Raw genomic sequence first — 23,107 nt, 5'->3', positions numbered from 1 at the left:
CTCGTCGGGCTCAACTCTCTGTAAACAATGGCGATGGTCGCTCCCTTTGTAAGTCAAAATATAATGGAACAATACTTTTCACAAATATCAAAGGCCACAAAAGAGAATAGGCACGTTGTCGTTATCATGGATGTACAAGCTGGCATAGTGATCGGATGGAAGTAAGCTTCGGGAATGTCTCGATAATAAAACGCCCTCGCTATTCGCCAGAACTAAATCCTATAGAGCAAGTATGAAGTTGGATGCGTCAGCATCATTAGCAAATCGCAGTTTTAACGAATAAGAAAATGCAGCTTTAAAGGATATGATAAATATAATCGATGAAGTTGGTCACGCATAGAATAGCTTTATAGGGCCAGTAAAAGAGCAATAGAAACGTGCACAAAGGACTGGATGAATCTGATCAGTTAAATTTACACATTACTATTAATCATAAAGATATTGAGGAATGGGTAATATAAATAGTGGTGATTTAAAGTCACTTTTCCGTACTCAAAGTGCGATAAAAATGACATGTGACAGCTCGTTTTAGCACATTCTAAAGAGGGTAAACCGCATACTCAAATTGCAAGATTTCTTAAAGTAAGCGATATAAGTAAAAAAGCCCATTCTGTAAAAAATGAGCTTTTAATTTCAACTTAGATCATGATGCTAGTTTTTCTTAACTCAAACCAGCGTTATTTACTCTTTTTGGGGGTCAGGATCTTTACTCTCTTCATTGCTGTCGCTGAGTACTTCCGCTAACGTGGTACGTGATAAGTGCCCTTCTACTTCACCTTCGGCATTTAAAACAGCTAAAGGATGCTCATTATCTAACATGTCAGAAATAACAGATTCCAATAGTGCATCACTTTGTACCGATGGCACATCTTCTAATAACTCATCAGTAATCGCATTGCCATAATCACTTTTTTCAACATTCTCTAATGTTTCTTGTGTGATCATACCTTGATAACCATCATCATTTACAACGTAACCATACTCTTGTTTAGATTTACGCATTTGTGCGACAGCTTCACCAATATTTTCGCTAGAGATCCGACAAATTTGTGGTTGCATAACAGTCTCAACGGTTAACGCACGTGCCCTATTTACATCTTTTACAAAGGCTTCAACATAGTCATCGATGGGATTCAATAAAATATCAACAGGTGTACCTTGTTGAATGAGTAATCCATCTCGTAAAATCGCAATTTTGTCACCAATACGTAATGCTTCATCTAGATCATGGGTGATGAACACAATGGTTTTATGTAATTTATCTTGCAGTTCAATTAACTGATCTTGCATTTCACTTCGAATAAGAGGATCTAGTGCAGAAAAGGCTTCGTCCATTAATAAGATATCAGCATCAGTACATAGTGCACGCGCTAAGCCAACACGTTGTTGTTGTCCACCAGAGAGTTGGCCTGGGTATTGTTTTGCATACCCGTCTAAACCCACCGTTTTTAACCATTCATTACCACGCTCTTCACGATCTTTTTTAGCCACACCCTGAACTTGTAGGCCATAAGTAATATTTTGCAGAACAGTACGGTGCGGCATTAAACCAAAACGTTGAAATACCATCGCCATTTTTTGACGGCGGAAGTTTTGTAGGTCTTTGTCGTTTAACTGCATCACGTCATCACCAGCAACCACTATTTCACCTGCTGTTGGATCAATTAAACGATTAAAGTGACGAATCAATGTTGATTTACCAGAGCCTGATAAGCCCATGATCACAAATATCTCACCGGGATAAATATCTAAATTAATATCCGCTAAGCCAACGGTATGCCCTGTTTCAGCTAAAATAGCTTCTTTAGATTTACCTGCTTTTACTTCCTCTAAAACTTTTTTCTCATTTTTACCAAAAATCTTATATAGATTTTTAATACTAATTAAAGGAGCGTTATTTTCATTCGAACTCATCTTAATGCCCCCCAAAATTTTGTAACGTACGTTTTGCATAACTTTGTGAAATTCGATCAAAAATGATCGCTAATGCCACAATCGCAAGACCATTTAATAAACCCTGTGTAAAGTATTGGTTACTAATCGCTTGTAATACTGGTTGTCCCAATCCTTTCACCCCGATCATTGATGCAATAACTACCATGGCTAATGCCATCATAATAGTTTGGTTAATACCAGCCATAATAGTCGGCATTGCTAACGGAATTTGCACGCCAAATAATCGCTGCATTGGGCTCGCACCATAAGCGGTGGCAGCTTCTAACACTTCTTTATCAACAAGGCGTATACCTAAGTTTGTTAAACGAATTACCGGAGGAATCGCATAGATAATCACCGCAATCACACCCGGCACTTTACCGATACCCAGTAACATAACCACTGGAATCAAGTAAACAAAAGCAGGCATCGTTTGCATAACATCTAAAATGGGGGTAACAAGCGATTGCACTCGATTAGATCGCGCCATCGCGACGCCAATCGGCATCCCTATTAGAATCGCCAACAAGGTAGAAACAATGATCATGCTCATGGTGCGCATTGTATCTTCCCACATACCGAAATAACCAATGATGACAAAAGCTGCCGCGACTGAAATAGTTAGTTTAAACGAACGACTGGCTGCGTATGAGAAAGCAGCTAGAACAGCGATAACTAACCACCAAGGAGTTGATAATAGTAATTTTTCAAACCAAATGAGGGTGCTTAATAATGGGTCAAAGAAAGATTGAATAGCATCGCCGTATTCACGTGAGAAGTCACGAAATAGACCATCTAATAATTTTTTAAAATCTCTTAATTCTTGACGATCAAGCTGCGGGATTTCTGACATCCATGACTTGTCTGACATTTTATTTTTTCTCCTGAAAAAATTCTAACCGACCTAGGTAAATATCTAGCTAAGTAGAACGCTAAAATTGATACAGTGTAAGTTATTTACTTGCCTAGAAGGTAATAAAGCCTAGTTTAACTAGGCTTTATAGGAAGGATTATAATTCTGCTAATGCTTTTTTAACTTTTGCAGCGGTAGGTGCATCAACCCATTGTGTCCAAATTGCTTCATGGTTAGTTAGGAAATACTCAACGATATAATCACCATCGGCTTGTTCGTCTTCTTTCCAAGCTAATAACGCATTCATTTGTTCATTAGTAAATGAACGACCAGCAAGATAAGCCACTACCTCTGGCGCTCTTTTCGCGAAATCTTCAGTGACAACTGACTCCACTGCTGAAGGCGGGTACATAGTAACTTTAGGATTTAAACAATCGATTTGAGTGGTACAGTTTACGAACTCTTCTTTATCGATACCCGTTCCAAAATCTACTTTAACCATTTTGTATTTACCTAAAACAGATGTTGGCGCCCAGTAGTAACCTAGCCAAGCCTCTTTGCGCTCATAAGCTTTAGCAATTGAACCAGATAAACCTGCACCTGAGCCTGGATCTAATAACTCAAAACCAGAAGCTTCTAAATCAAGTGCCGTAAACAATTGGCTAGTTGAAATTTGACAGTTCCAACCTGAAGGGCAGCCCATTAAGGCAGATTTAGTTGGATCTTCGGGGTGTTTAAACAATTTTGCATTGGCTCTAATACCAGCAATAGTGGCTAATGTAGGGTCTTTCTCAACCATGTAGGCAGGTACCCAAAAACCTTCTTCTCCACCATCGGTTAGTGTTGTACCAGCATAGCGAATTCGACCTTCAGCAACTCCTTTATCTAATGCTTCACGCATTGAGTTACTCCAGAATTCAGGTGCAATATCAGGTTGCCCTTTTTCAATCATTGCAGCACCGGTTGGCATGGTATCGCCAGGTACAAGCTCAGCATCACAATCAAAACCATGTTCAACAATAAAGCGGTCAACATTGGCAATAACGGTTGCAGAAGCCCAGTTCATATCAGCAATAGTTACTTTGCCACACTCACTTGCCGCAGCAGGTAAAGTGAAAGAAGCACAGGCAAGTAGTAATGAAGATGAGATGAGTTTACGCATATTAATATCCTTATTAATGAAGTTTGCATTTACGGTTAAAAATTAGAATTTATGACTAAAAGATGAGGATTAACATAGCAAACGAAACAACATAGTACATTAAATAAGCTTATATTTGAAGGTATTAACCATAATCACAGGGTTCGCAAGCGATAAATGAGACCATGCTTTAATTTATTGAATTGAGTCACATTAATTTTCATCAGTATGCTATGTAAATATTTATGGCATGGTTAAATGTCCCCTTTCATGATCTCTTAGCGATATTGAAATAACCTTATTTACAAGAAAGGAAGCCAACTAATATCACTATTCTTGCGTTAACAGCTATCAATAAACAGTAAAATCAACAGCGCTTGCGACTGAGCTAGTAATGAAAAACACGGTAATGACAGCAAAAATCACTCTTAAAATTAATAATTATAACTTACTCATTTATTTAACTTTGTGGCAGAATAAATTTTTAATCACTTTACCAGACTGAATAATTCTATGATAAATATTGTAAATTTAGCACATGAAAAATTAACCATCGATCATTGGCAAATACGCAACAATGAAAGCTGGTGCGTATTAGGCCGTAATGGTTCAGGAAAACAATATATTGATCAGCTTTTAACTGGCGATCTACAAATAGACAAAGTGGATCAACTCACTCTGCCGAGTAAAGAAAAAGTAGGTATTATTTCTTTTGAAGCACAGCAACAAACCTATGAAAACACGCTAGCAATGGAAGCGCCAGACTATGTGGATGCAAACGATGTTGGCACCAAAGCGCAAGATTTTTTACCGCAAGATAGATGGAACGACCCACTAATTAGCGAGTTCGGACTCAGCCATCGTATGCAAACACGTTACATTCAATTGAGCACAGGTGAAAGTAGGAAGTTATTAATTCTACAAGCTATATTTAGCGGTGCTGAACTGTTAATTTGTGACAATCCCTTTGATAGTTTAGACGTACAATCCTGTGAAACTTTATCCAATGCGCTAGCACGTTTATCTCATACAGGCTTCACCATTGTGCTGATGCTAAGCAATCGCCAAGATATTCCAAATTGGTGTAATAACATCGCCTTTATTGAGCGTGGCCGAGTAGATGTAATTGGCCAGCTCGATGATATTGAAACTAAAAATCAATTAGATGCATTATTAAGTCCAGTGCCTGACCACATTCCTTGGCCAGAAAACATACAACAATTATCTGATTATAATCATCTTTATTTAGTGAAACTAAACAAAGGTACTGTTCATTATGGCGGCGTTAATGTTTTTGAGGATTTAGACGTTGAAATAAAACCACTGCAACATACCTTGATAACAGGGGCTAACGGTAGTGGAAAATCAACCTTAATGCAGCTGATTACTGGTGATTGCCCACAATGTTATAGCAACGATATTCATGTACTAGGTTACAAAAGAGGTTCTGGAGAAACTATCTGGGATGTTAAAAAGAACATGGGAATAGTTAGCTCTGAATTACACCGCCAGTACCGTGTTAATGGCGAATTGTTAACCGTGGTATTATCGGGTTTTTATGACTCTATTGGTATGTATCAACAGGCCACAGCTCACGAAGTTAACATTGCACAGCAATGGCTAGAAAAGATTGGTTTATTGGATCAGCAAAAAAGCCTGTTTCAGAGTTTAAGTTACGGTGAACAACGACTGGCTTTAATTGCCAGAGCCCTAGTTAAATCACCTTATTTATTAATATTAGATGAGCCAACACAGGGTCTAGATGAGTTAAATAGACACCGTGTTCTTAATTTCCTAGAGCACCTAGCCACTCAACAACACAGCACCATGTTATTAGTCAGCCATAGAAGAGATGAATTTTTACCTATTTTTGAACAACATATTACCCTTTAGTTGAACTTCAATGTTGAATCCGCTAAAACAATAAAGTTTATAAAATAGTTAATGATTAGAAAAATAACCGGCTGAAAACTAATTTCAGTCAGTTAATTTGGCCACTGTAACTTGGCTTTATCAATACCATTTTTACAACTCATCGGCTCATTACCTTTAAAGTTCCGACATCCCCAAAATTCACCTTTTTTGCTTTTCCTTAACGCCATTTCTGCGCCACACTGATCGCATACAGGCACTATTTCAGAACAAGCTGGATTAAGGCATGTTTTAAAACCAGTATATTTGCTTTTTGTCATTGCCGTATCACATTGACGACAGCCTCTTTCTTTATGGTCACAACGAGGAAAATGCGAGCATGAAAAGAAGTGTCCAAAACGTCCTTTACGCGGCATTAGCGTGCCAGTTTCGCACAGCATACAGGTAATTTTATCCACTAATGTCTGACTAATTGATATACCGAATTCATTTAATTCAACATCGTAACCATCCACCAGCTCCTTAACAAAATCACTGCCATCAAGCATATCTGCAATAATATAAGCGCGCTCTTTAGCCCGTGTTAATGCCACATACATTAAACGCCTTTCTTCCGCATATTCAAAATCTTCAGGCTTAGCTAATAAAGCATCAGTAATGGCAGGAGTGGCTTTTTGAGAAGGGAAACCAAGTTTGCCCGATGTCATCCCCATGATCACAACAAAATCCGCCTCTTTCCCCTTGGAAGCATGAAAAGTTTGATTTTCAATAAACAGTGTTGGGTACTGTTTATTGAACTGAGCCAAGGTTTGCTTATCGGGTAACTGAAACCAATATCGTGCTAATAAATATACGCTTATTTTGTCGTGTTGATGAGGTTTATTAGCAATGGCAGTTAATACTTCCGCTAGTGCACCGTTGGCAACTTCAGCAATGCTTTGTGATTGTTGTTTATTAGCAGTGAAACCATTATTAACACCTTGATTCACGACACTTTTACGTAAAATAGAGACAGCTGGTTTATCAACCTGTTTAATTGCATCGATAGTTTTAGTTAACTGTGATGGATTTTTACTAACAAACTCAGTCGCCACTCTTGCAATGCTGTTATTAAATCGAAAAGTTTGATCCAGCTGTGTTTGTGTACTGGCGCCAAAATACTGTTCAAATTCAGTTGTTAATGACACATCCCCACCACTAAAACGATAAATAGCCTGCCAATCATCACCGACGGCAAATATTGAGCAGCTTTTACGATTATCACGTAAAGCCTTCACAAGGCGAGCACGTGGCTCAGAAATATCCTGAAATTCATCAACCATGATATAACGCCAAGGTGAACGAAATTGGCCATTTTCAATATACCGCAAAGCTTTATTGATCATATCTTCAAAATCAATTTCATTACGAGCGTCTAGTAATGCTTGATATGCGGTTAAGATAGGGTGCAATAACTGTAAGGCTTTACTGGTTTGCGTAGGGTCTGCTGCATTCGCAATAACTTTTTTTTCTAATAATGGATCTAAACAAGCCGCTTTATACAACCCCACCAAGGAGGAAAAGAGCTCTGCTAATACACTAATACGCCCGGTTTCTTTGAGGTTAGCTAATATCACTTGTTCAGGTAACGGCTGGTACTGTATACCCTGAGCTGAAAGGGATTTTTTTAAGTGGCTTAATAGCATCCCCTGTTTATGCATCGCATAGGTTAATTCGATACACTCAGTATTATGTTGTTGATGAGTTTGCCGCTTCCATTGTATAGACGCATGGTAATCTTCCCTATCAATATAGGGTGCAGTATCGCCATTTTCATCAATACCATAATACTCAATATACAGATTAAACGTGGGCAAAAAGAAGTCGGGTTGGTACTGTTTACGCTCAATAGTGCGTACATCAAGCGCATAGTGAGCTTCATATTGATAGTCGATGCCATGATTAAATAACCAATTGGCAACATACAATTCACCAAAACTTTTAACCTGTTCGCCTTTCAAAGTACGAATATCATTGTCTGTGAGGTATTGGTAATAATCACCTAAACTAGCAAATTCAAAGTGATTTTTTTCTGCAAAATAATAGCGACTAAAATAAGTGAATACAGCTTGTCTATACTCTGCTTGTTGATTAATTAATTGCTCAAAACAGTCTTGTACCCATTTAGCTTTAGCGTGCTGATCTTCAGCAAAATGCGATAGATTAGGTTGTGCAGCTTCTACCTTGGCAATAATACTCAAGCCTAAATGGTGAAACGTAGAAGCTTTGATTGTATCAATGCCTAACTTATCTTTAATACGTTGATCCATTTCAAGCGCTGCTTTTCTGCCATAAGCTAATAATAATATATCACTAGCTTTTGCCTGTTGGCTTTTAAGTAAATACCCTGTTCGCCCCACCATCACGCTGGTTTTACCTGTACCAGCTCCTGCTAATAACAGATTGTTATCGTCATCAATCACACAAGCTCGACGTTGCATTGCAGTTAATGGATTAGATTCAACTGCATCAAAAAATGATTGATATTGTTGAAGTTGTTGCTTGATATAAGCGTCACGAAACGCGTTAATCTGCGCCACTTGCCAATGGCGGTAGCGTGATAGTTTTTCTAAGTAAGGTGCTAGTGATATAGGTACTCGTTTAGCAGATAAAACCCAGGGAAACCACTTTTCATACTCTAGGGTTACTGCCTTGAGTAGCCGCTTTAGCACTGATTGTCGAAGGTATTGACGACTAATAAAAGGTTCTATCTTAACTATTAGTTGTATCAGTGACTGTTGATTCGCTTCTATCCACCACTGCTGGCATTGATGCTTATAACACTTAGCAGCGTCATAGCTTAATTTACTTAAGTGATAGTGTTTATGGTTAGATTCAACAATTAAAGTTTGACCAAGCCATGTAGAAATGAACACAGGTGGCTTAGTTAACGCGGCCCAATTAGCTTCTGATTTAACTTTATCAACGCAAATAATCACCCCTTCAGCATTAAAGTTAATTTCCGTACGGTGACCAAAGAGGCGACCGAAAATGCTTGAAGTGATTGATGTCATGATGATAAATAGCCTGATAGAAGATCAAAGAGCGCTTAAAGTACAACTTAATATAAGAAATGCAAGTCAGCTGCATGTAACACGGTGCACAAAATTAAGGCATGATACTGGGGCTTAATGACTTTTAAAACCAATGAAAGCCGTGAGAATAAAAGTGTTTAATGTTTTGGCCTTGTAAATCATTTACAAGGTCTTCTGATACTCACCGCATTAAATACTCATTTTTTGTGTGTTGATGGGACGATAATAGAAGTTAAGGTTTCTTCTTCAATTTTTTAATCACTATTTCATTTAACTTTGGTGCAGCGGCTCTTAACAAATTAGGATAAAGTTTTTTGCCACTATGCAGGGCACGATCAAACTGCTTTTTGATACCAATGCTTTTACCTATTGCTTCCCGTCGCTGCCTATTGCGCTGCACATTATTTGCATTTTCAATCTCAGCTTGCAGCGTGTTCTTCAGATTTTCTATACCAAAGTGTGGTTTATTCGGGCTAATTGAAAGTGCAATCATTTTATCCGGCGTTAATAGGGTTTGATTATAATCCATCGCTTGCTTAATGATCTTCGCTTTGGCTGCCTTTGCTTCAACTAAGTCCGGTTGTATTAAATCATAGGGAGGTTGCCAATCATCAACCGGTTTAAGCCTATCAACTTGATTAACTACCCCAACTACCGTCGCTCTTTTACGAGAAATATGCTTTACATCGTCATAATAGACATCAAACTTAGTTTTAAGGTTTTTATCCAATGCGCGTGCAGGCTGGTCAGCTTTTAAGATCCAAAGAATAAGGTCTGCACTAGTCATTTCAACCAGCATACTTTGCTCTGTTTTAGGCTTACCATCTAAGCCCTGTAAATCGATCAGTCGAATATCAATGCCATCTAACCTTGCTTGATAAGCAACCGTGCCGTCGGTGCAAGGTAAAACATCCACTTCGGCCATTAATTGCTCTTTGAGTACATTAATAACCGATGATTTACCTGCATTAGTTTGCCCGACAATAACAATACGTATTGGCTCTAAATCAGCCGCCATTCGCTGATCATCCTGCGTCGCAATGTTAGAAGCGGTGACACTGCCCTGCTCAAAGTTAAATCGGCCACTGTATAAATCAATCGCAACAGAGGCCACTTCATCCAATAGAGCTTGCTTGGCTTGCATCTGTATATTTTCAAATAAACCTTTAGTCATGCCCGAGGTAGATTGATCTTTGATAATATCAGTGGCAAATTTAGCAGGATTTAAATATAAGTTTTTTGCATAATTAGCCCAAATAGCTACTTTAATCGCTTTTTGACCTACTTCACCATATTGGTCATAAGCTTTATAGCCACTTGTTAAATGAGAAATTTTAACCAACTCGATGGCAGGAATATACTCCTTAACCACTAATTGATAGCGTCGACTTATTTCCTCTAATAACTGCAAACCTTCGGGAATTGAAAAATCTAACCCTTTTTTATCAAATGCATGTGCAACAAAACTCATCAGCTGATAGGCAACTTTATCCAACTCTCGCCACTCTGTATCAGTACCTAATAATTGACGAGCCTGGATCTTAGACTGCTCCCAGATAGCCACTTCATGCGTCGACCAATCGTTATTAACCTTAACCAAACTATCATCAACCTGGGTGCTATTTTCATTGAGTTTTTTTTGTTTTTCTTGAACACGATGTTTTTCTTGATGACGATTAATTAGCCATAAAGGCAGACTGATCAGCAGCGTGCTAACCGCAATACAAACAGATAAAAGAAGCAGATAATCGTATTGTATAGCCAAAAATAAACCAAATCCCACCGTCACCAACACAGGTAAAATAGCTGATACGACAGCAATTCCCCATCGTCCACCGGATAACTGTGATAAAAGCAAAAAGAGTTGTTTAATTTTTTTCATATCCAGCCGCCGCCTTACCTTGTTTAAGGGCATTTTTATATAAATCTTGCATCACCTGTTCAGATATCGGCTCACCTTTACGCTTATGGTAAAAATAATAACAGGCAACGCGGCCTAATCCATAGGTTGTAGCAAAGCTCATCGATGCTGCCGCAGCGGCACCAATCGTTTGTCCATACACGGGAATTAATTTAATAAGCTGTCTTGCACCCAGTTTAGCTGAATACTGTAAGGCAAAACTACTGCCTAATGAGCCGGTTAGCTCTGTAAATGTGCGTTTATTCCACTGCACACCATATTGATTAGCCAAACTATGTAACATCTTCGCCTGAATAGCTGGCACAGTCACCAAACCAAGACCCGGAATCAAATCACTAGCAGCAGCACTACCGGAATACCACAGCACTTCTTTTTGTACTTGATTAAAGTTTGCATTTTCAATATCGGAATGTGCTTTATCTTCCACCAGCAAACCTAAAATAGGTAGTATTTTTGTGACTTCTGAAATTAATAACTGCTCATTATAAACACCTCCTTCAGCAGCCTCAAAGTCTACACTGACCGAGTTAAAGGGGTTATTCCAAATGTCGCGCACTTGCATTTCATTAAATGCAATTTGTCGTTTTCTATCCGCTTCATTAGTTAATAAAACCGCACTATGGATCAATAATAAATGTTCAATATTTTTGCTTTTTTTAATTTGTTTTAAAGCATCCAACACCGCGCTTTGTTCTGGTTCATCAACCTTCATCACCACCACAATCGCATTACCAGACTTACTGATCTCTTTTATATCTTCGCTAGCATTGTAATCTGCCTCGCCTAAGCCACGTGTATCTAAAAATCGCATCACAGCTTTTTGTTGCGGAAAGTCATAAACTTGTGCAGTCATGGTGCAAGGTTCAAAACCGTTCCCCACTTCTACCGACGACAGTCCAGTTAATGCTTGAATAAAAGAAGATTTACCCGCCCCTGTTTTGCCTAGTAACCATAGCGTTGGTAAATACTCATGCTGAATTTTTTGCGCTTGGCTGAGATCAGGATTTTTACTGGGGTTAATAAACTCTTTTATTTGTTCAAACATAGCAGCGGACCCGTGACTAAGTGAGATTGAATAGATTAAACTAATATGGATAAATTAAAGCGATCTTGTTTGACTAGAATAACCTGAGTAGAAAGGAGTGGCTAGCGGTGTTAATGCTAATTACTTGCTGATTGACAGTAATTTTCTTGTTTTATAAAAAAATAGTGAGTGGCGATGGCGATTAATAATGAAAAATTTACTGTAATCGCCATTTTATGTAGATAGTGATGCAGAGGCTTACTACTTACTATATGTATTTACTATATGTATTTACTATATGTATTTACTATATGTATTTACTATAGGTACTTATATCAATATTATAAAGTCGTTTTATCCTGCTAGGGCCTTATAAGACTAGGTAACCTTTAACAATCCAACTAAGCTAAGCAAGAAGGGATTGTACGTATTCTTTAATCTCGGGATTTTGGCAATTATCGAAAAAGCATTGTTGAAAACGTTCGCCCGATACTGCCGTTTTAACCAATGTTTGGTCAATTGCGCGTAATGTATCTAAGTAGTTTTCTTTAACAACCGCGGCCTTAACATCATTTAAAATGCTCGCATTACTTTGTTGCGGTGCAGCGCGCTCTAACGGATACCCTTGTCCGCGTTCCCCCGTGGCAAATGCCTTTTCAAAAATATAACGAACATTAAGCTCTGCGCCCCAGCCATAACCTTTTGCAAAAGCTAAAGCCAGTGCATTGCCATTATTGATTTGGTTAAACAGAAAAGCATCAGACGGATCTAAGCAATAACCACAAACCACACCAGGATGGATATTCAATGACATCATTGCACCTTGACCAGTTCCACAACCGGCAACAACAAAATCGACAGCTTTAGCATTAAGTAAAAGACTCGCCATAATACCTAGGTGGATATAGGTTAAGTGATGATCATTTTCATCGCTCATTCCAACGTTGTAAACAGGGTAATCAAGCGGCCCGACTACTGTATTTAATTCATTTAAAATGGTCGCATTTTTACCTGCTTGGCTATTTTCCATCATTAACGCTATTTTCATATTTTACTCCTGTGCTATTCGCCGTTCGTTTTGTCAATAAGGTTTAATAAGGCCAAATCCATTCGCCTGTATTTACTCATTTTTAAATAATAAATAATTTTTATATCAAAATGCATTATCCCAATTCCGTTAATTAAATGTTTCTAGCTTTGGTACTGTTTAATTACGGTTTAATTACGGTTTAATTACGGTTTAATTACGGTTTAATTACGGTTTAATTACGGTTTAATTACGATATAGATATTACAGGTCAATAACTTAAATATACAGACAAATAGAATTCACAGCAATAAATTTTAAAACAGTGTTTTATTATGCATAAAATGTTATTGATATTGGTCATACTGGTTTAGATACAGAAGATATTTAAGCTTTAGAGAAAGGGTAATAAGAACAAGCTACCAATTCGCTGTAGTCATGGTGGCTTGATTTGAGCGTATAACCGCTACCTCACAAATTATTTAAAAAGTAACGTTAGCCAAAACAACACTGAATGACTAACGCTCCTCATTGATTTACATTGTTAATGTTTACTTACGCCCTTCGGTCCAAGTAAATCCCCAACCAAAGTGTTGGTCACAATCTTTATGGCCATCAAATAATTTATTTAACTGTTCAACCCGTACATTGCCATTGGTAACCGTTATTTCTGCGATCGCACAAAACCGTTTTGATTTACTTTTTTCAGTAAGTTTTGACTCAATCGGTGCCATTTCAGGTACATGTATCGTTACCTGTGCATTGGCTTTTTCCCAATTCGGTGAGCCTTCATAGATAAAAGCAAAGATGATCATACGTTTAACATCTTGAATTTTGTCACCATTAATGTGTAACCATTCACCATCGACACTTTTCCCCGTACGGTCATCGGCTAACAGTTCCACATAGGGTGTAAATTCAAGGCGCTTACCTAGCGCTTGGACTAACGCCTTTTGTCCATTATTAAGCTCAACAAAAGCACCTAAATCTAAATCAATAGCTGAGCTGAAAAAACCGCCTGATGCCTGCGTCCAATTCAAATTCGCTTTAATTAATCCTAACGTACCGGCACGCTTAGTTAAATCCACCTTGGGTTGTGCTTTTGTTAAACTTATTTTGCTCAAATTAACCTTTGCAGATGCACTCGATGTAGTAGATGTAGCAACTCCATTTTCTGCAGAAGGTTTAGCTGGTGTTGGCTGTGCATCATTTGTACTTGGCTTTTCTAATTCCACGCCAAAATGTTCTGCTAGTGGCGCTAAACCACCATTAAAACCTTGTGCAACAAACCTCACTTTCCATTGCTCATTACGCTTATACAACTCTAATAAGATCAGTGCTTTTTCAGGGCGATCTAGCGTATCAACCACACAGTTAAATTGAGCAGTGCTTAACGCAATATTTTTTCCCCAGGATGCTACGCTCTCTAACGTCGCAGTAATAGCAAGCTTTTCAATACGACTAGGGATTTTATCAAGATTAAATTCAATCGTCTGATTAACAATCTTAACCCCTGCGCAAGGTGAAGTCGGTAGACCATAAAAAATCATATCCTCGTCGACAGCAATTTTTGCCGTCGCATCCAGTAAAAATATGGATACGTCTATATGCTCCGCTAAGTTATGCGTTAATGTAAAGGCATGCTGAGTAAGCTGTTGATTGCCACCGATCGGTAGATTTGTCACCTAAAATTCCTTCTAATAATGTATAAATAGAGATGATTTAAGTTACCATTTTTATTACAAAAAGTGTTTATAAATCTTAGGATTTGCTATCTACAAAAAAGTGAAAAGGTGTGTCGCCGACGAAGCGACATCACTTAAAATAAGCACCAACCTGAACAGACCAGCGCAGAAGAGTTATAAAACCAAAATTTAACACTCTCAGGGCTAATATTGGCTTTGGCGATAAGAACCAAAAGAAATATCTAACCTGATAATATTGATAATATTGATAATTAAATTATAAGTCACATAAAAAATATTTAACAATATAAGCTATTTCTTTTAACATCTACGCGATCTCATTTTTCATAACACATTCAAGCTTTTGCTTTGTCAATACGAGTCAAACGAGCATAATCTAGGCCTCATTTTTAGGGATTGAGCAAGGCTCTTTTCCTTTGCAGAAACATATTATTATAAATGAAAGGTAAACGCATGAACCAAGCTATTTCTAATACCTGTATGCAAGATTGGTCGGATCGCGAGTCGACAGTAGAAACCATGATACCAATGATTGGTGCTTTGTACCGTAAAAAGAACATTGTGACTTCTGTATACGGCCGTCCCATTATAAATCGTTCTGTTATTGACTTATTAAAAGCTCATCGCTTTGTTCGCCATATGGAAGACCAAGAACTTTCTGTATTAGAAACCTTTCCCATCATTAATGCGATGATGTCGATGGATCTAGATCGCGCTCACGTTGATGTAGGTAAGCTTGCTGTTAAATTCCGTAATCAAGAGAATGCAACTGATCTTGAGACTTTCTTGAATGAAGAACTTAAAGGTGCACTTGGTCAAAATAGTCCTGCGACAAAAGAAAATCGTGATGTGGTGCTTTACGGTTTTGGTCGTATTGGCCGTTTATTAGCACGCCTTATTATTGAAAGATCAGGTGGCGGTAATGGTTTGCGTTTACGTGCGATAGTGGTTCGTAAAGGTAAAGGAAGTGACCTTGAGAAACGTGCAAGCCTATTGCGTCGAGATTCTATCCATGGCTCTTTTCGAGGCACTATCTCTATAGACAAAGAAAAAAATGCGATTATTGCTAACGGTAATTATATTCAAGTTATCTATTCAGATGCGCCTGAAAATGCGGATTACCAAGCATACGGCATTGAAAATGCTTTAGTCATTGATAATACCGGTATCTGGCGTGATCAAGCTGGATTAGAGCGTCACTTGCAAGCGAAAGGTGCTTCGCGAGTCTTACTGACGGCTCCAGGTAAGGGAGATATTAAGAACGTCGTTTACGGTATTAATAATGACGTCATTGAAGCATCGGATACTATATTATCTGCCGCTTCGTGCACAACTAATGCAATAACACCTGTATTAAAAGTGATTGATAATGAATTTGGCATTGTTAATGGTCACGTGGAAACTATCCACTCTTATACTAATGATCAAAACTTAATTGATAACTATCATGAAGGTGATCGACGTGGTCGTGCTGCGGCATTGAATATGGTTATTACTGAAACAGGAGCTGCGTCTGCCGTTGCAAAAGCATTCCCTGAAATGAAAGGGTTATTAACGGGTAACTCTATTCGTGTACCCACCCCTAATGTATCGATGGCCATCTTATCTTTGAATCTAAAGAGTGATGTAACTACAGAAGGAGTTAATGATTTTCTTCGTAAAATGTCTTTGTATTCTGCAGTACAGAAGCAAATTGATTGGGTTAACTCTTCAGAAGTGGTATCAACCGATTTCGTGGGGAATTCTCACGCCGGTATCGTCGATGCGCAAGCAACGATTACTAGTGATAAACGTGTTAATTTATATGTTTGGTATGATAACGAGTTTGGTTATAGCCACCAAGTTATTCGTATTGCACAGCAAATGTGCGGAGTGTTTTACCCAATGTACCCTGTTGTGAAATAGCAATTAAAACCAAGAGAACCATAAGCTGGCCACATATTTTTAGACAAAACACTGATATTTTAGTGTGATGAATGAAATATGTGGCTATTAGCGAGTTGTGCTAACCAAGCAAATACTGTTGTAATGGCTTATTCATGATTGGCTTAGATTCAAGTGATATGTGAATAATTTGAGCTGATATTATCTCCACTTTCGAACGCCCTAGAAGCGACTCGGCCACAGAGCATCAAACATTTTAATATATGCCCCCTTTCTTCTATCTACTATCTACTATCTACTATCTAACAGCAAGTAGCGAAATGGCTTTATCGATGACCTTCTTTTTGATCTTATAACGCTTTCATTACGTATTTAAAAACAGAACATGCTCTAACAACAGCTAACAATTTTTTTAGGCCTGTTAGCTTTGCTACATTTTATAACGCAAAAATAATACAACAAAGAGCAGCTATTTAACGTAATGGGTATCTATTGAGCAGGGAATAAAATATGAAGTACATTATTTGTTTTTTTATCTTTAGTTTGTCTATTCAGGCTAAGGAGTTAGTGATGCTTACAGACCTCTCTCCACTAAGGTGGGAAAATAGGATCATTGTCGTTAGTACCATCAATAACCAAGACAGAATATTTAACATATTTGAGCAACATGAAACTGAGCTTAATGAGCGTGATATTGTTTGGTTCATCATGCAAAATGACACCATAAGTAGCAACTTCAACGGTAATATGACCGACAGCCTTGTATCTAACATAGTGAAATATTACAAAATAAATACGCAGGTGGAGCAAGATAAAGTGCTCTTAATTGGTAAAGACGGTGCTATAAAATGGACTGCACAACACCTTGATTTAGCAGTACTATTTTCAGAGATTGATGCGATGCCAATGCGACAAGCTGAGATGCGCACTCAATAAATTAAATGAAAATAAGTTGAGCGTAAATAAACTACTTAGTTATTAATTATATATTCATTTTTAATAGGACTTTATCGTGACTTCATCTTTCTATCGTATTGCTTTGATTAGCGCGGTTGCTCTTTTAACGGCCTGTAGCCAATCCAAGACAGATCCTAATTATGTCGCTTCGGCATCATTACCTAGCTACTCTCAAGACAATTTTCAACAGTATATTAATGAAACAAAACAATGGTTATCCCAGCATCGCGTATTTAAAACAGATAATATTGAAAAAGAGTTACAAGCGAATGCCCCCTTTGAATTAATCCCTGAAAATCAGAATGGAGATGCCGTATTATTGGTACATGGTTTAGGCGACTCCCCTTACTCTTTTATGGATGTGGCGCAACACCTCGTTGCGCAGGGTTATCTTGTTAGAACAATATTATTACCCGGACATGGCAGTAAAGTTGGAGATTTAATGTTACCAACATTAAAAGATTGGCAAAATGTGGTGAGCCACCATGTTGCGTTACTAAAACCAAAAGCCAACAAACTCTGGCTTGGAGGTTATTCAACAGGTGCAAACCTAGTGACATCAGAGGCATTAAATGATGATGGTATCGAAGGGTTATTACTATTTTCACCAGCTTTTAAACCAGAATCAGCAGTAGTGAAATGGGCTAAAGCTGCCAGTTATCTGATGACATGGGCAGACCGAGATCCTGAAACCAATTATACACGCTATAACTCTTTGCCAATGAACGGCGCCGCTGTTTATTACGATACAGTGAAAGTTGTGCAACATGATTTAAAAAATACGACCTACAACAAACCTGTTTTTATGATGATAAGTGAAGGTGATAGCGTTATTGATACTCAATTTCCTACCAGCGTATTTCAAAAGCAATTTATCAATAATAATAATCAATTGATATGGCAAGGTGAGCGTGATTTATCAATTGAAAAAACGACAAGATTCAGCATGTATCGTCCCGATTTACAGATTGTTAATGGCTCTCACATGGGATTATTGTTTTCACCTAATAACGCCGAATATGGTCAACAAGCAGCGATCAGAATATGCAACAACGGACAAAGCAAAGAACAAGAAAAAGCATGCGAACAAGGCGCTGATGTTTGGTTTTCTTCTTACGGTTCAAGAGAGGAAGGTAAAACCTTGGCACGCTTAACCTACAACCCCTATTTTGAACAAAGTATGGAAAAACTAGATACGATGATGAAGGGGCAATTATAGAATTAACTGGATAGCTTATTTGTTTAAACCTATTTTAGAAGATGCTTTGAACAAAATTATTAGCAGTTGAGATAAAATTTGCTTATAAAAAAGGCTGAAATCTTTAGTGAAAGATTTCAGCCTTTTATTAACTACCAGTCATTGATTAGTTTAGCAGTCATTGGTCAGTTGAGCATTGATGACTGCATATCAATTGATGATTATAAATCGAATTCAGATGGGGCAATACCCACTGCGTTACAAGCCTCTTTAATGACTTGTTTTTCATCAGCATCAAACTCGCCATCAGCACCACCAATAATAATACCTAACTGAATACAAGCGCGTGCTTGTTCTGGTTTGCCTTTTAATGCACCTAGCGCTTGAATCGCTTCAATTTTACCAAAATCGTAATCAGCTTCTAATTTGTTACAAAAGAAATCAAACTTTTCTTTTAGGTCAGAAGGCGAAAACACTTTTAATGTATCGTTAGCCATAATAAAACCGGCTGTTTTTTTGCGCTCGTCTGCATCGATGTCACCATCAGCAGCAGCAACTAATGCACAGATTGCCATTGACGCATCAGCAAATTTTTTATTTTTAAACTGGCCCACATTTTTTTGTAAATTTTCATTGGCCTCATTTAATTTTTCTTTAATATTATTCCAAAAACTCATTTTTACTTCTCCAAATTAAAATTAAACTAAACCAGTGATAGGTTTAGCATTAAGCGTATTAATATCAATTCCCTACAAAGGGATCTAATTTACCGTTTTCTACAAAAAACTTATGTTGAGCAAGGTTTAACATCGGGATGTCTACGGGTAAGTTACCATAGGATGCCTCTACACAATAGTCTAAAGCATCTTCTTCAATGGTCATATTAAAGCGACGTACTTTTTCTTCTAATTGACACTCAGGCCCGATTTCTCCAGTTAATTTTCCTTTTTCAGACTCCAGTAATGTTCCAATCACGCGCGCTACTGGCCATTTTAGTTGTGCCACGATACCTTCAATAAAAGGTTGTGGTGAAGCGGTGATGATCCAAACTTCAACGCCTTTTTCATGCAGATCATGCATCTGTTGCACCACTTCTTTTATTTGAGAGAGTTTTGCCGCACTCACTAACCCAGCTTGATAAACTTGTTCTGCATCCCTTCCCTCTAATGATTTTTTATAAAGGCGGTGTTTAATCAGGGATCTAAGCTGTCCACGATAGACTCTAAGATCCCAAAAAAGCGCAAATAGATAAAAAAATAAGGGTTTTCTGCCTAACAAATATTTAAATAAATAGCTCAGGGAGTTTTCATGTACTAAGGTCTCATCAAAATCAAATAGGGCAACTTTTTTTGTATTCATATGACATCTTTAATTAATGCGCATGCCCCAAAAGGCATCGCTGGAAAGGTAATTATGCTAATTTCTTTTTCATTAGCAATACGTAATAAATGCTTTATATCTGGGTTATTCGGGTCATTCACAATTAACAAGTCTGGGACTCTGCGCAGCATGACGCGCGTGGCTTCTGCAATACCTGGCTTAATACGATTGATGTCACTGACATTAAATTCCTGCATCAGTTGAGAAATCGCTTGCTGTGTTTGTTGATGACGTAATTGACGCTCCTCAAAGCTTATCAACTCTGCCTGTCGATATTCTTTTGCTACAAAGCACGCTGAAATTGTTTCAATAAACCAATTTGAATAATCATAATCCTCTAGGTGCTGATAAGAAATACAGCCATGAAAGTCTTCTTCACCAATTTGGTCATTGATCACAGAGCGGCTTATTAACCCACTCACGGTTGAGTTCATAAGTGCGCTAGGGATAGTATAATCACGTAACGTTACCGAATAATCTGCTGTACCGCCAATATCTGAAATCACGTAAAGTTGTGCGCCAATATTCACTTGTCGACTGTTATTATATTCAACAATAGCTTGCTTTAACTCTCTTGTGATCACGCCTTTTGCAGTCCAACCATCAATGAACACTATACTTTCAGGTGATATTTTTAGATCATAGATAAGGTAATCAAGGGCATTAACGTCAATGCCTTTATCACGCACGATACTGATCGAAAAATGTTGAGCATTGACATTTGCATATTGCGTCATGGCTTTATTCACCAATACGCCAATAGGCGTGCCCGCGCGCACTAAAGACACAATACAAACATCCTGTTGAATATTGTGTTCTATTAAATAGGCCAGCTGTAGAATTTCATTGGCTAATTGTTGCTTATACTGCGCGGTCAGTGAAAGAAATAGTTGTTCATATGCAGCAGTGGGCTTTGATTCTTGACTGACCATTTGTGAATAATGCAATTGCCCTGTTTGAATCAACCTTTCTTTATCTTCCACTGTATAGAAGTTAGGCTCAATTTGTTTCAATAGAAACTGGCAATCTTGTTTTGAATAACTGCCTAATAATGGCTCTTTCATTATTTTATTCCTGCTTAAAAATTTGTGCTTGTTGCGGAACAATTAAAAAATCGGAGTCCTGCATAAATGGCAAATCACTGTGGCTATCACCCATTGCAAAAACCGTATCCAACTCACCTACGTTCATCATTTTTTTTAAGAAATCAACAGCTACTTTTTTGCGTGCGTAGGGAGGTAGTATGGCAAAGTTTCGACCATTAGCGTGTAAAAACATCTCTTTAGGTAAGGTAGATTCTAGATAGTCATTCACTTGTACCATTTTTTTAGCGTCTGCATAATCTTTATTTATTTTTAAGCAAAGATAGGTGCTAATGCCATGATCGATAATCAATCTAACCCGCACACCACTATTGATCACTTCAAAGTAATGAGATAATTTTTCATACAATTCAACTAATTTATTATGCCATAGTTGTAGGCTAAACTGCTGTTCTAAAAACACTTTCCATTCATCTAACAGTTGATGTTTATTATCTAAAATAACAGCCCCATGTGAAACAATAGCGTAATCAGTATTGGTGATCGCAGGTAACTTACAATTCAAAAATGAACTACTTCTTCGCCCTGTAACAGGGATAATGATCGCATCTGATTTGATCATTACGTTTAATAATTTTTGTTGTTGTACTGAAGAATAAGCATAGGGTTGACCGTTCACGCCCACTGTAGAAGGGATCATATGTTCACTAACTTGCCCTTTTACACTCGCAAATAATGTATCGTCTAAGTCAGTAAATACAAATAAGCGATCATTGTTTTTGGTTAAGACTTCCATGGGTGACATTTAACTCCATCGGCAAATTCTAACCCTTCGTACTGGTGCTCACTGACCACAAATACTGATTTATTTTCAGGAAAATAATTATACAAATAATGTTCCGCGGTATTAGATTCGGTTTCAATTTTATATTGGTTTTGAATCACTTCACAGGGCAAAATAGGTGAACGGTTAATTGATTGAAATACGACATCTACCCCACTTTTTTCTAATTTTTCAGCCAATAAAAAAGGAATATATTGATGCTCCCCATCAGCGATAACAATCGTGCTTTTTGCAGATTTAATTTCATTCAACTCGCTAACATAGGGCATCGCTAAACCACGTCTACCAACGGCAGAAGAAGCCCTTGAAGTGCTTAATGTTGTATCTGCATGTTGTGGTAATTGCGGCTTAAATTCTGGATTTTTTTCAATGCTTAGGTCAGCATCAACTAAGGATACATAACGAATAGGTAAACCGATATCTGCGCTATTAATTAAACTTTGTTGACCACCTAAATTAATGATTGAAGTCACAATCACTTCCTCTAAACAAGGTAGATAATCAATCAAATTAATAAGTAATTGTTTAATCGTTCGCCCAGTGGTAATTTCGTCATCAACTAGGATCAATCTTTTTACCTGCGCAATGGCCGTTAATAATTCATCTTTAGGTTGGTAAAAAAGATGGCTGACGGCATGACTGTGAGCCTCATCAATACTAAACCACAATTTAGCATCTATTTTTTGTCTAGTCGTATGCTGAAAATAAACCTTGCTTTGTCTTTTAGATAAGCTGTCTGCAACGCCAGCACCTAACCCCGTTGCCGCTTCAGCCAAACTAACGACATAACTGCTTGCTCCGGGTTTGATTTGCTCCACAAGTTGCTCGTAAGTTTCACGCATTACCTTCGGAGCCGTAGGCGTATATCGACCAATTAACTTATTAATAATAATAAAATGTCTTTTAGGATTCTGTCTGCAGGCAAATGACAAAATGTTATCTAAACATTCTTTGTCATTATCGGTCTTTAAGGAGATATCTCCCGCTGCAGTTGTATAAGTATGTTTCATATTAACCATTAAATTATATTTAAACGTTTAAAATTTATAATCATCGTATCGGCTCAGTATGAGCTAAGACCGCCATATATTGTTATTATTTCAAGCATCAGTGATGAATAAATTACGCCTCAAAAAAACCATACGCAGCGAGACGCTGTAATTTTAAAGCTATACTCAATGATATAACATCACTTATTGTTAAACTGCATTTCGGTGTAAATTTATTGCAACTCAATAAAAAAGGCTT

At 37.7% G+C, this 23,107-nt stretch carries 17 protein-coding genes; 4 read left to right on the top strand and 13 right to left on the bottom strand.

Features of this window, described 5'->3' with window-relative positions:
* Positions 1 to 681 precede the first annotated feature (681 nt).
* The 3 genes from H592_RS0115840 to H592_RS0115830 all read right to left on the bottom strand — a co-directional run bounded on the left by H592_RS0115840 (position 682) and on the right by H592_RS0115830 (position 3,950).
* A complete protein-coding gene (locus H592_RS0115840; protein ID WP_028869630.1) occupies positions 682 to 1,914 on the bottom strand; it encodes a quaternary amine ABC transporter ATP-binding protein in 1,233 nt (410 codons plus the stop codon).
* Between the two features lies 1 nt (position 1,915).
* Positions 1,916 to 2,806 carry an ABC transporter permease gene (locus H592_RS0115835; RefSeq protein WP_028869629.1) on the bottom strand — a complete coding sequence of 297 codons (891 nt, stop codon included), beginning with the start codon at positions 2,804 to 2,806 and terminating at the stop codon, positions 1,916 to 1,918.
* Between the two features lie 139 nt (positions 2,807 to 2,945).
* Positions 2,946 to 3,950 carry an ABC transporter substrate-binding protein gene (locus H592_RS0115830; RefSeq protein WP_028869628.1) on the bottom strand — a complete coding sequence of 335 codons (1,005 nt, stop codon included), beginning with the start codon at positions 3,948 to 3,950 and terminating at the stop codon, positions 2,946 to 2,948.
* A 492-nt stretch (positions 3,951 to 4,442) separates the two neighbouring features.
* On the opposite strand from H592_RS0115830, the gene H592_RS0115825 reads away from it, so the two are divergent.
* On the top strand, positions 4,443 to 5,822 hold the full coding sequence (locus H592_RS0115825) for an ATP-binding cassette domain-containing protein (RefSeq protein ID WP_028869627.1): 1,380 nt from the start codon (positions 4,443 to 4,445) through the stop codon (positions 5,820 to 5,822).
* Between the two features lie 92 nt (positions 5,823 to 5,914).
* Here the strand turns inward: H592_RS0115825 and H592_RS0115820 are convergent, their stop codons facing one another.
* The 5 genes from H592_RS0115820 to H592_RS0115800 form a co-directional block, all read right to left on the bottom strand.
* Positions 5,915 to 8,854 (bottom strand): UvrD-helicase domain-containing protein, encoded by a 2,940-nt coding sequence (locus tag H592_RS0115820; protein ID WP_028869626.1) that lies wholly within the window; start codon positions 8,852 to 8,854, stop codon positions 5,915 to 5,917.
* Positions 8,855 to 9,107: 253 nt separating this feature from the next.
* Positions 9,108 to 10,757 carry a GTPase family protein gene (locus H592_RS0115815; RefSeq protein WP_028869625.1) on the bottom strand — a complete coding sequence of 550 codons (1,650 nt, stop codon included), beginning with the start codon at positions 10,755 to 10,757 and terminating at the stop codon, positions 9,108 to 9,110.
* Positions 10,744 to 11,841 (bottom strand): YcjF family protein, encoded by a 1,098-nt coding sequence (locus H592_RS0115810; protein WP_028869624.1) that lies wholly within the window; start codon positions 11,839 to 11,841, stop codon positions 10,744 to 10,746. Before H592_RS0115810 ends, H592_RS0115815 begins: the two co-directional genes overlap by 14 nt.
* Positions 11,842 to 12,226: 385 nt before the next feature.
* Positions 12,227 to 12,868, bottom strand: coding sequence for an RpiB/LacA/LacB family sugar-phosphate isomerase (locus tag H592_RS0115805; protein WP_028869623.1), 642 nt, complete (start codon positions 12,866 to 12,868; stop codon positions 12,227 to 12,229).
* A 530-nt stretch (positions 12,869 to 13,398) separates the two neighbouring features.
* Positions 13,399 to 14,532 carry a TerD family protein gene (locus H592_RS0115800; RefSeq protein WP_028869622.1) on the bottom strand — a complete coding sequence of 378 codons (1,134 nt, stop codon included), beginning with the start codon at positions 14,530 to 14,532 and terminating at the stop codon, positions 13,399 to 13,401.
* A 474-nt stretch (positions 14,533 to 15,006) separates the two neighbouring features.
* Between H592_RS0115800 and H592_RS0115795 the strand changes: the two genes are divergently transcribed.
* From H592_RS0115795 to H592_RS0115785, 3 genes are all read left to right on the top strand, one after another.
* Positions 15,007 to 16,458: a glyceraldehyde-3-phosphate dehydrogenase gene (locus H592_RS0115795; protein WP_245600441.1), complete on the top strand. Its 1,452-nt coding sequence runs from the start codon at positions 15,007 to 15,009 to the stop codon at positions 16,456 to 16,458.
* A gap of 489 nt (positions 16,459 to 16,947) precedes the next feature.
* Positions 16,948 to 17,373 (top strand): DUF4174 domain-containing protein, encoded by a 426-nt coding sequence (locus H592_RS22545; protein ID WP_084296307.1) that lies wholly within the window; start codon positions 16,948 to 16,950, stop codon positions 17,371 to 17,373.
* 76 nt (positions 17,374 to 17,449) lie between these two features.
* Complete coding sequence (locus H592_RS0115785; protein WP_211235679.1) at positions 17,450 to 18,613, top strand: alpha/beta hydrolase; 1,164 nt, start codon at positions 17,450 to 17,452, stop codon at positions 18,611 to 18,613.
* Positions 18,614 to 18,813: 200 nt separating this feature from the next.
* Here the strand turns inward: H592_RS0115785 and H592_RS0115780 are convergent, their stop codons facing one another.
* From H592_RS0115780 to H592_RS0115760, 5 genes are all read right to left on the bottom strand, one after another.
* Positions 18,814 to 19,269 (bottom strand): tellurite resistance TerB family protein, encoded by a 456-nt coding sequence (locus tag H592_RS0115780; protein ID WP_028869619.1) that lies wholly within the window; start codon positions 19,267 to 19,269, stop codon positions 18,814 to 18,816.
* A 64-nt stretch (positions 19,270 to 19,333) separates the two neighbouring features.
* The gene (locus H592_RS0115775) at positions 19,334 to 19,951 is read right to left on the bottom strand and encodes an HAD family hydrolase (protein WP_028869618.1); all 618 of its coding nucleotides are present in this window, start codon (positions 19,949 to 19,951) and stop codon (positions 19,334 to 19,336) included.
* A complete protein-coding gene (locus H592_RS0115770; RefSeq protein ID WP_028869617.1) occupies positions 19,948 to 21,036 on the bottom strand; it encodes a cysteine protease StiP family protein in 1,089 nt (362 codons plus the stop codon). Before H592_RS0115770 ends, H592_RS0115775 begins: the two co-directional genes overlap by 4 nt.
* Positions 21,037 to 21,040: 4 nt before the next feature.
* The gene (locus tag H592_RS0115765; protein WP_084296306.1) at positions 21,041 to 21,820 is read right to left on the bottom strand and encodes an HAD hydrolase family protein; all 780 of its coding nucleotides are present in this window, start codon (positions 21,818 to 21,820) and stop codon (positions 21,041 to 21,043) included.
* Positions 21,799 to 22,869: a phosphoribosyltransferase domain-containing protein gene (locus tag H592_RS0115760; protein ID WP_028869615.1), complete on the bottom strand. Its 1,071-nt coding sequence runs from the start codon at positions 22,867 to 22,869 to the stop codon at positions 21,799 to 21,801. Before H592_RS0115760 ends, H592_RS0115765 begins: the two co-directional genes overlap by 22 nt.
* Between the last annotated feature and the right edge of the window lie 238 nt (positions 22,870 to 23,107).

The organism is Psychromonas arctica DSM 14288 (assembly GCF_000482725.1).
In the GTDB taxonomy this organism is placed as follows: domain Bacteria; phylum Pseudomonadota; class Gammaproteobacteria; order Enterobacterales; family Psychromonadaceae; genus Psychromonas; species Psychromonas arctica.
Note: the sequence above shows the minus strand (reverse complement) of the source record. Positions and strands in the feature narration are given on the sequence as shown.

Bases quoted from the DNA above. Each gene is read 5' to 3' on its own strand.
- H592_RS0115840 (WP_028869630.1), bottom strand. From the start codon at position 1,914: ATGAGTTCGAATGAAAATAACGCTCCTTTAATTAGTATTAAAAATCTA.
- H592_RS0115835 (WP_028869629.1), bottom strand. From the start codon at position 2,806: ATGTCAGACAAGTCATGGATGTCAGAAATCCCGCAGCTTGATCGTCAA.
- H592_RS0115830 (WP_028869628.1), bottom strand. From the start codon at position 3,950: ATGCGTAAACTCATCTCATCTTCATTACTACTTGCCTGTGCTTCTTTC.
- H592_RS0115825 (WP_028869627.1), top strand. From the start codon at position 4,443: ATGATAAATATTGTAAATTTAGCACATGAAAAATTAACCATCGATCAT.
- H592_RS0115820 (WP_028869626.1), bottom strand. From the start codon at position 8,854: ATGACATCAATCACTTCAAGCATTTTCGGTCGCCTCTTTGGTCACCGT.
- H592_RS0115815 (WP_028869625.1), bottom strand. From the start codon at position 10,757: ATGAAAAAAATTAAACAACTCTTTTTGCTTTTATCACAGTTATCCGGT.
- H592_RS0115810 (WP_028869624.1), bottom strand. From the start codon at position 11,841: ATGTTTGAACAAATAAAAGAGTTTATTAACCCCAGTAAAAATCCTGAT.
- H592_RS0115805 (WP_028869623.1), bottom strand. From the start codon at position 12,868: ATGAAAATAGCGTTAATGATGGAAAATAGCCAAGCAGGTAAAAATGCG.
- H592_RS0115795 (WP_245600441.1), top strand. From the start codon at position 15,007: ATGAACCAAGCTATTTCTAATACCTGTATGCAAGATTGGTCGGATCGC.
- H592_RS22545 (WP_084296307.1), top strand. From the start codon at position 16,948: ATGAAGTACATTATTTGTTTTTTTATCTTTAGTTTGTCTATTCAGGCT.
- H592_RS0115780 (WP_028869619.1), bottom strand. From the start codon at position 19,269: ATGAGTTTTTGGAATAATATTAAAGAAAAATTAAATGAGGCCAATGAA.
- H592_RS0115775 (WP_028869618.1), bottom strand. From the start codon at position 19,951: ATGAATACAAAAAAAGTTGCCCTATTTGATTTTGATGAGACCTTAGTA.
- H592_RS0115770 (WP_028869617.1), bottom strand. From the start codon at position 21,036: ATGAAAGAGCCATTATTAGGCAGTTATTCAAAACAAGATTGCCAGTTT.
- H592_RS0115765 (WP_084296306.1), bottom strand. From the start codon at position 21,820: ATGTCACCCATGGAAGTCTTAACCAAAAACAATGATCGCTTATTTGTA.
- H592_RS0115760 (WP_028869615.1), bottom strand. From the start codon at position 22,869: ATGAAACATACTTATACAACTGCAGCGGGAGATATCTCCTTAAAGACC.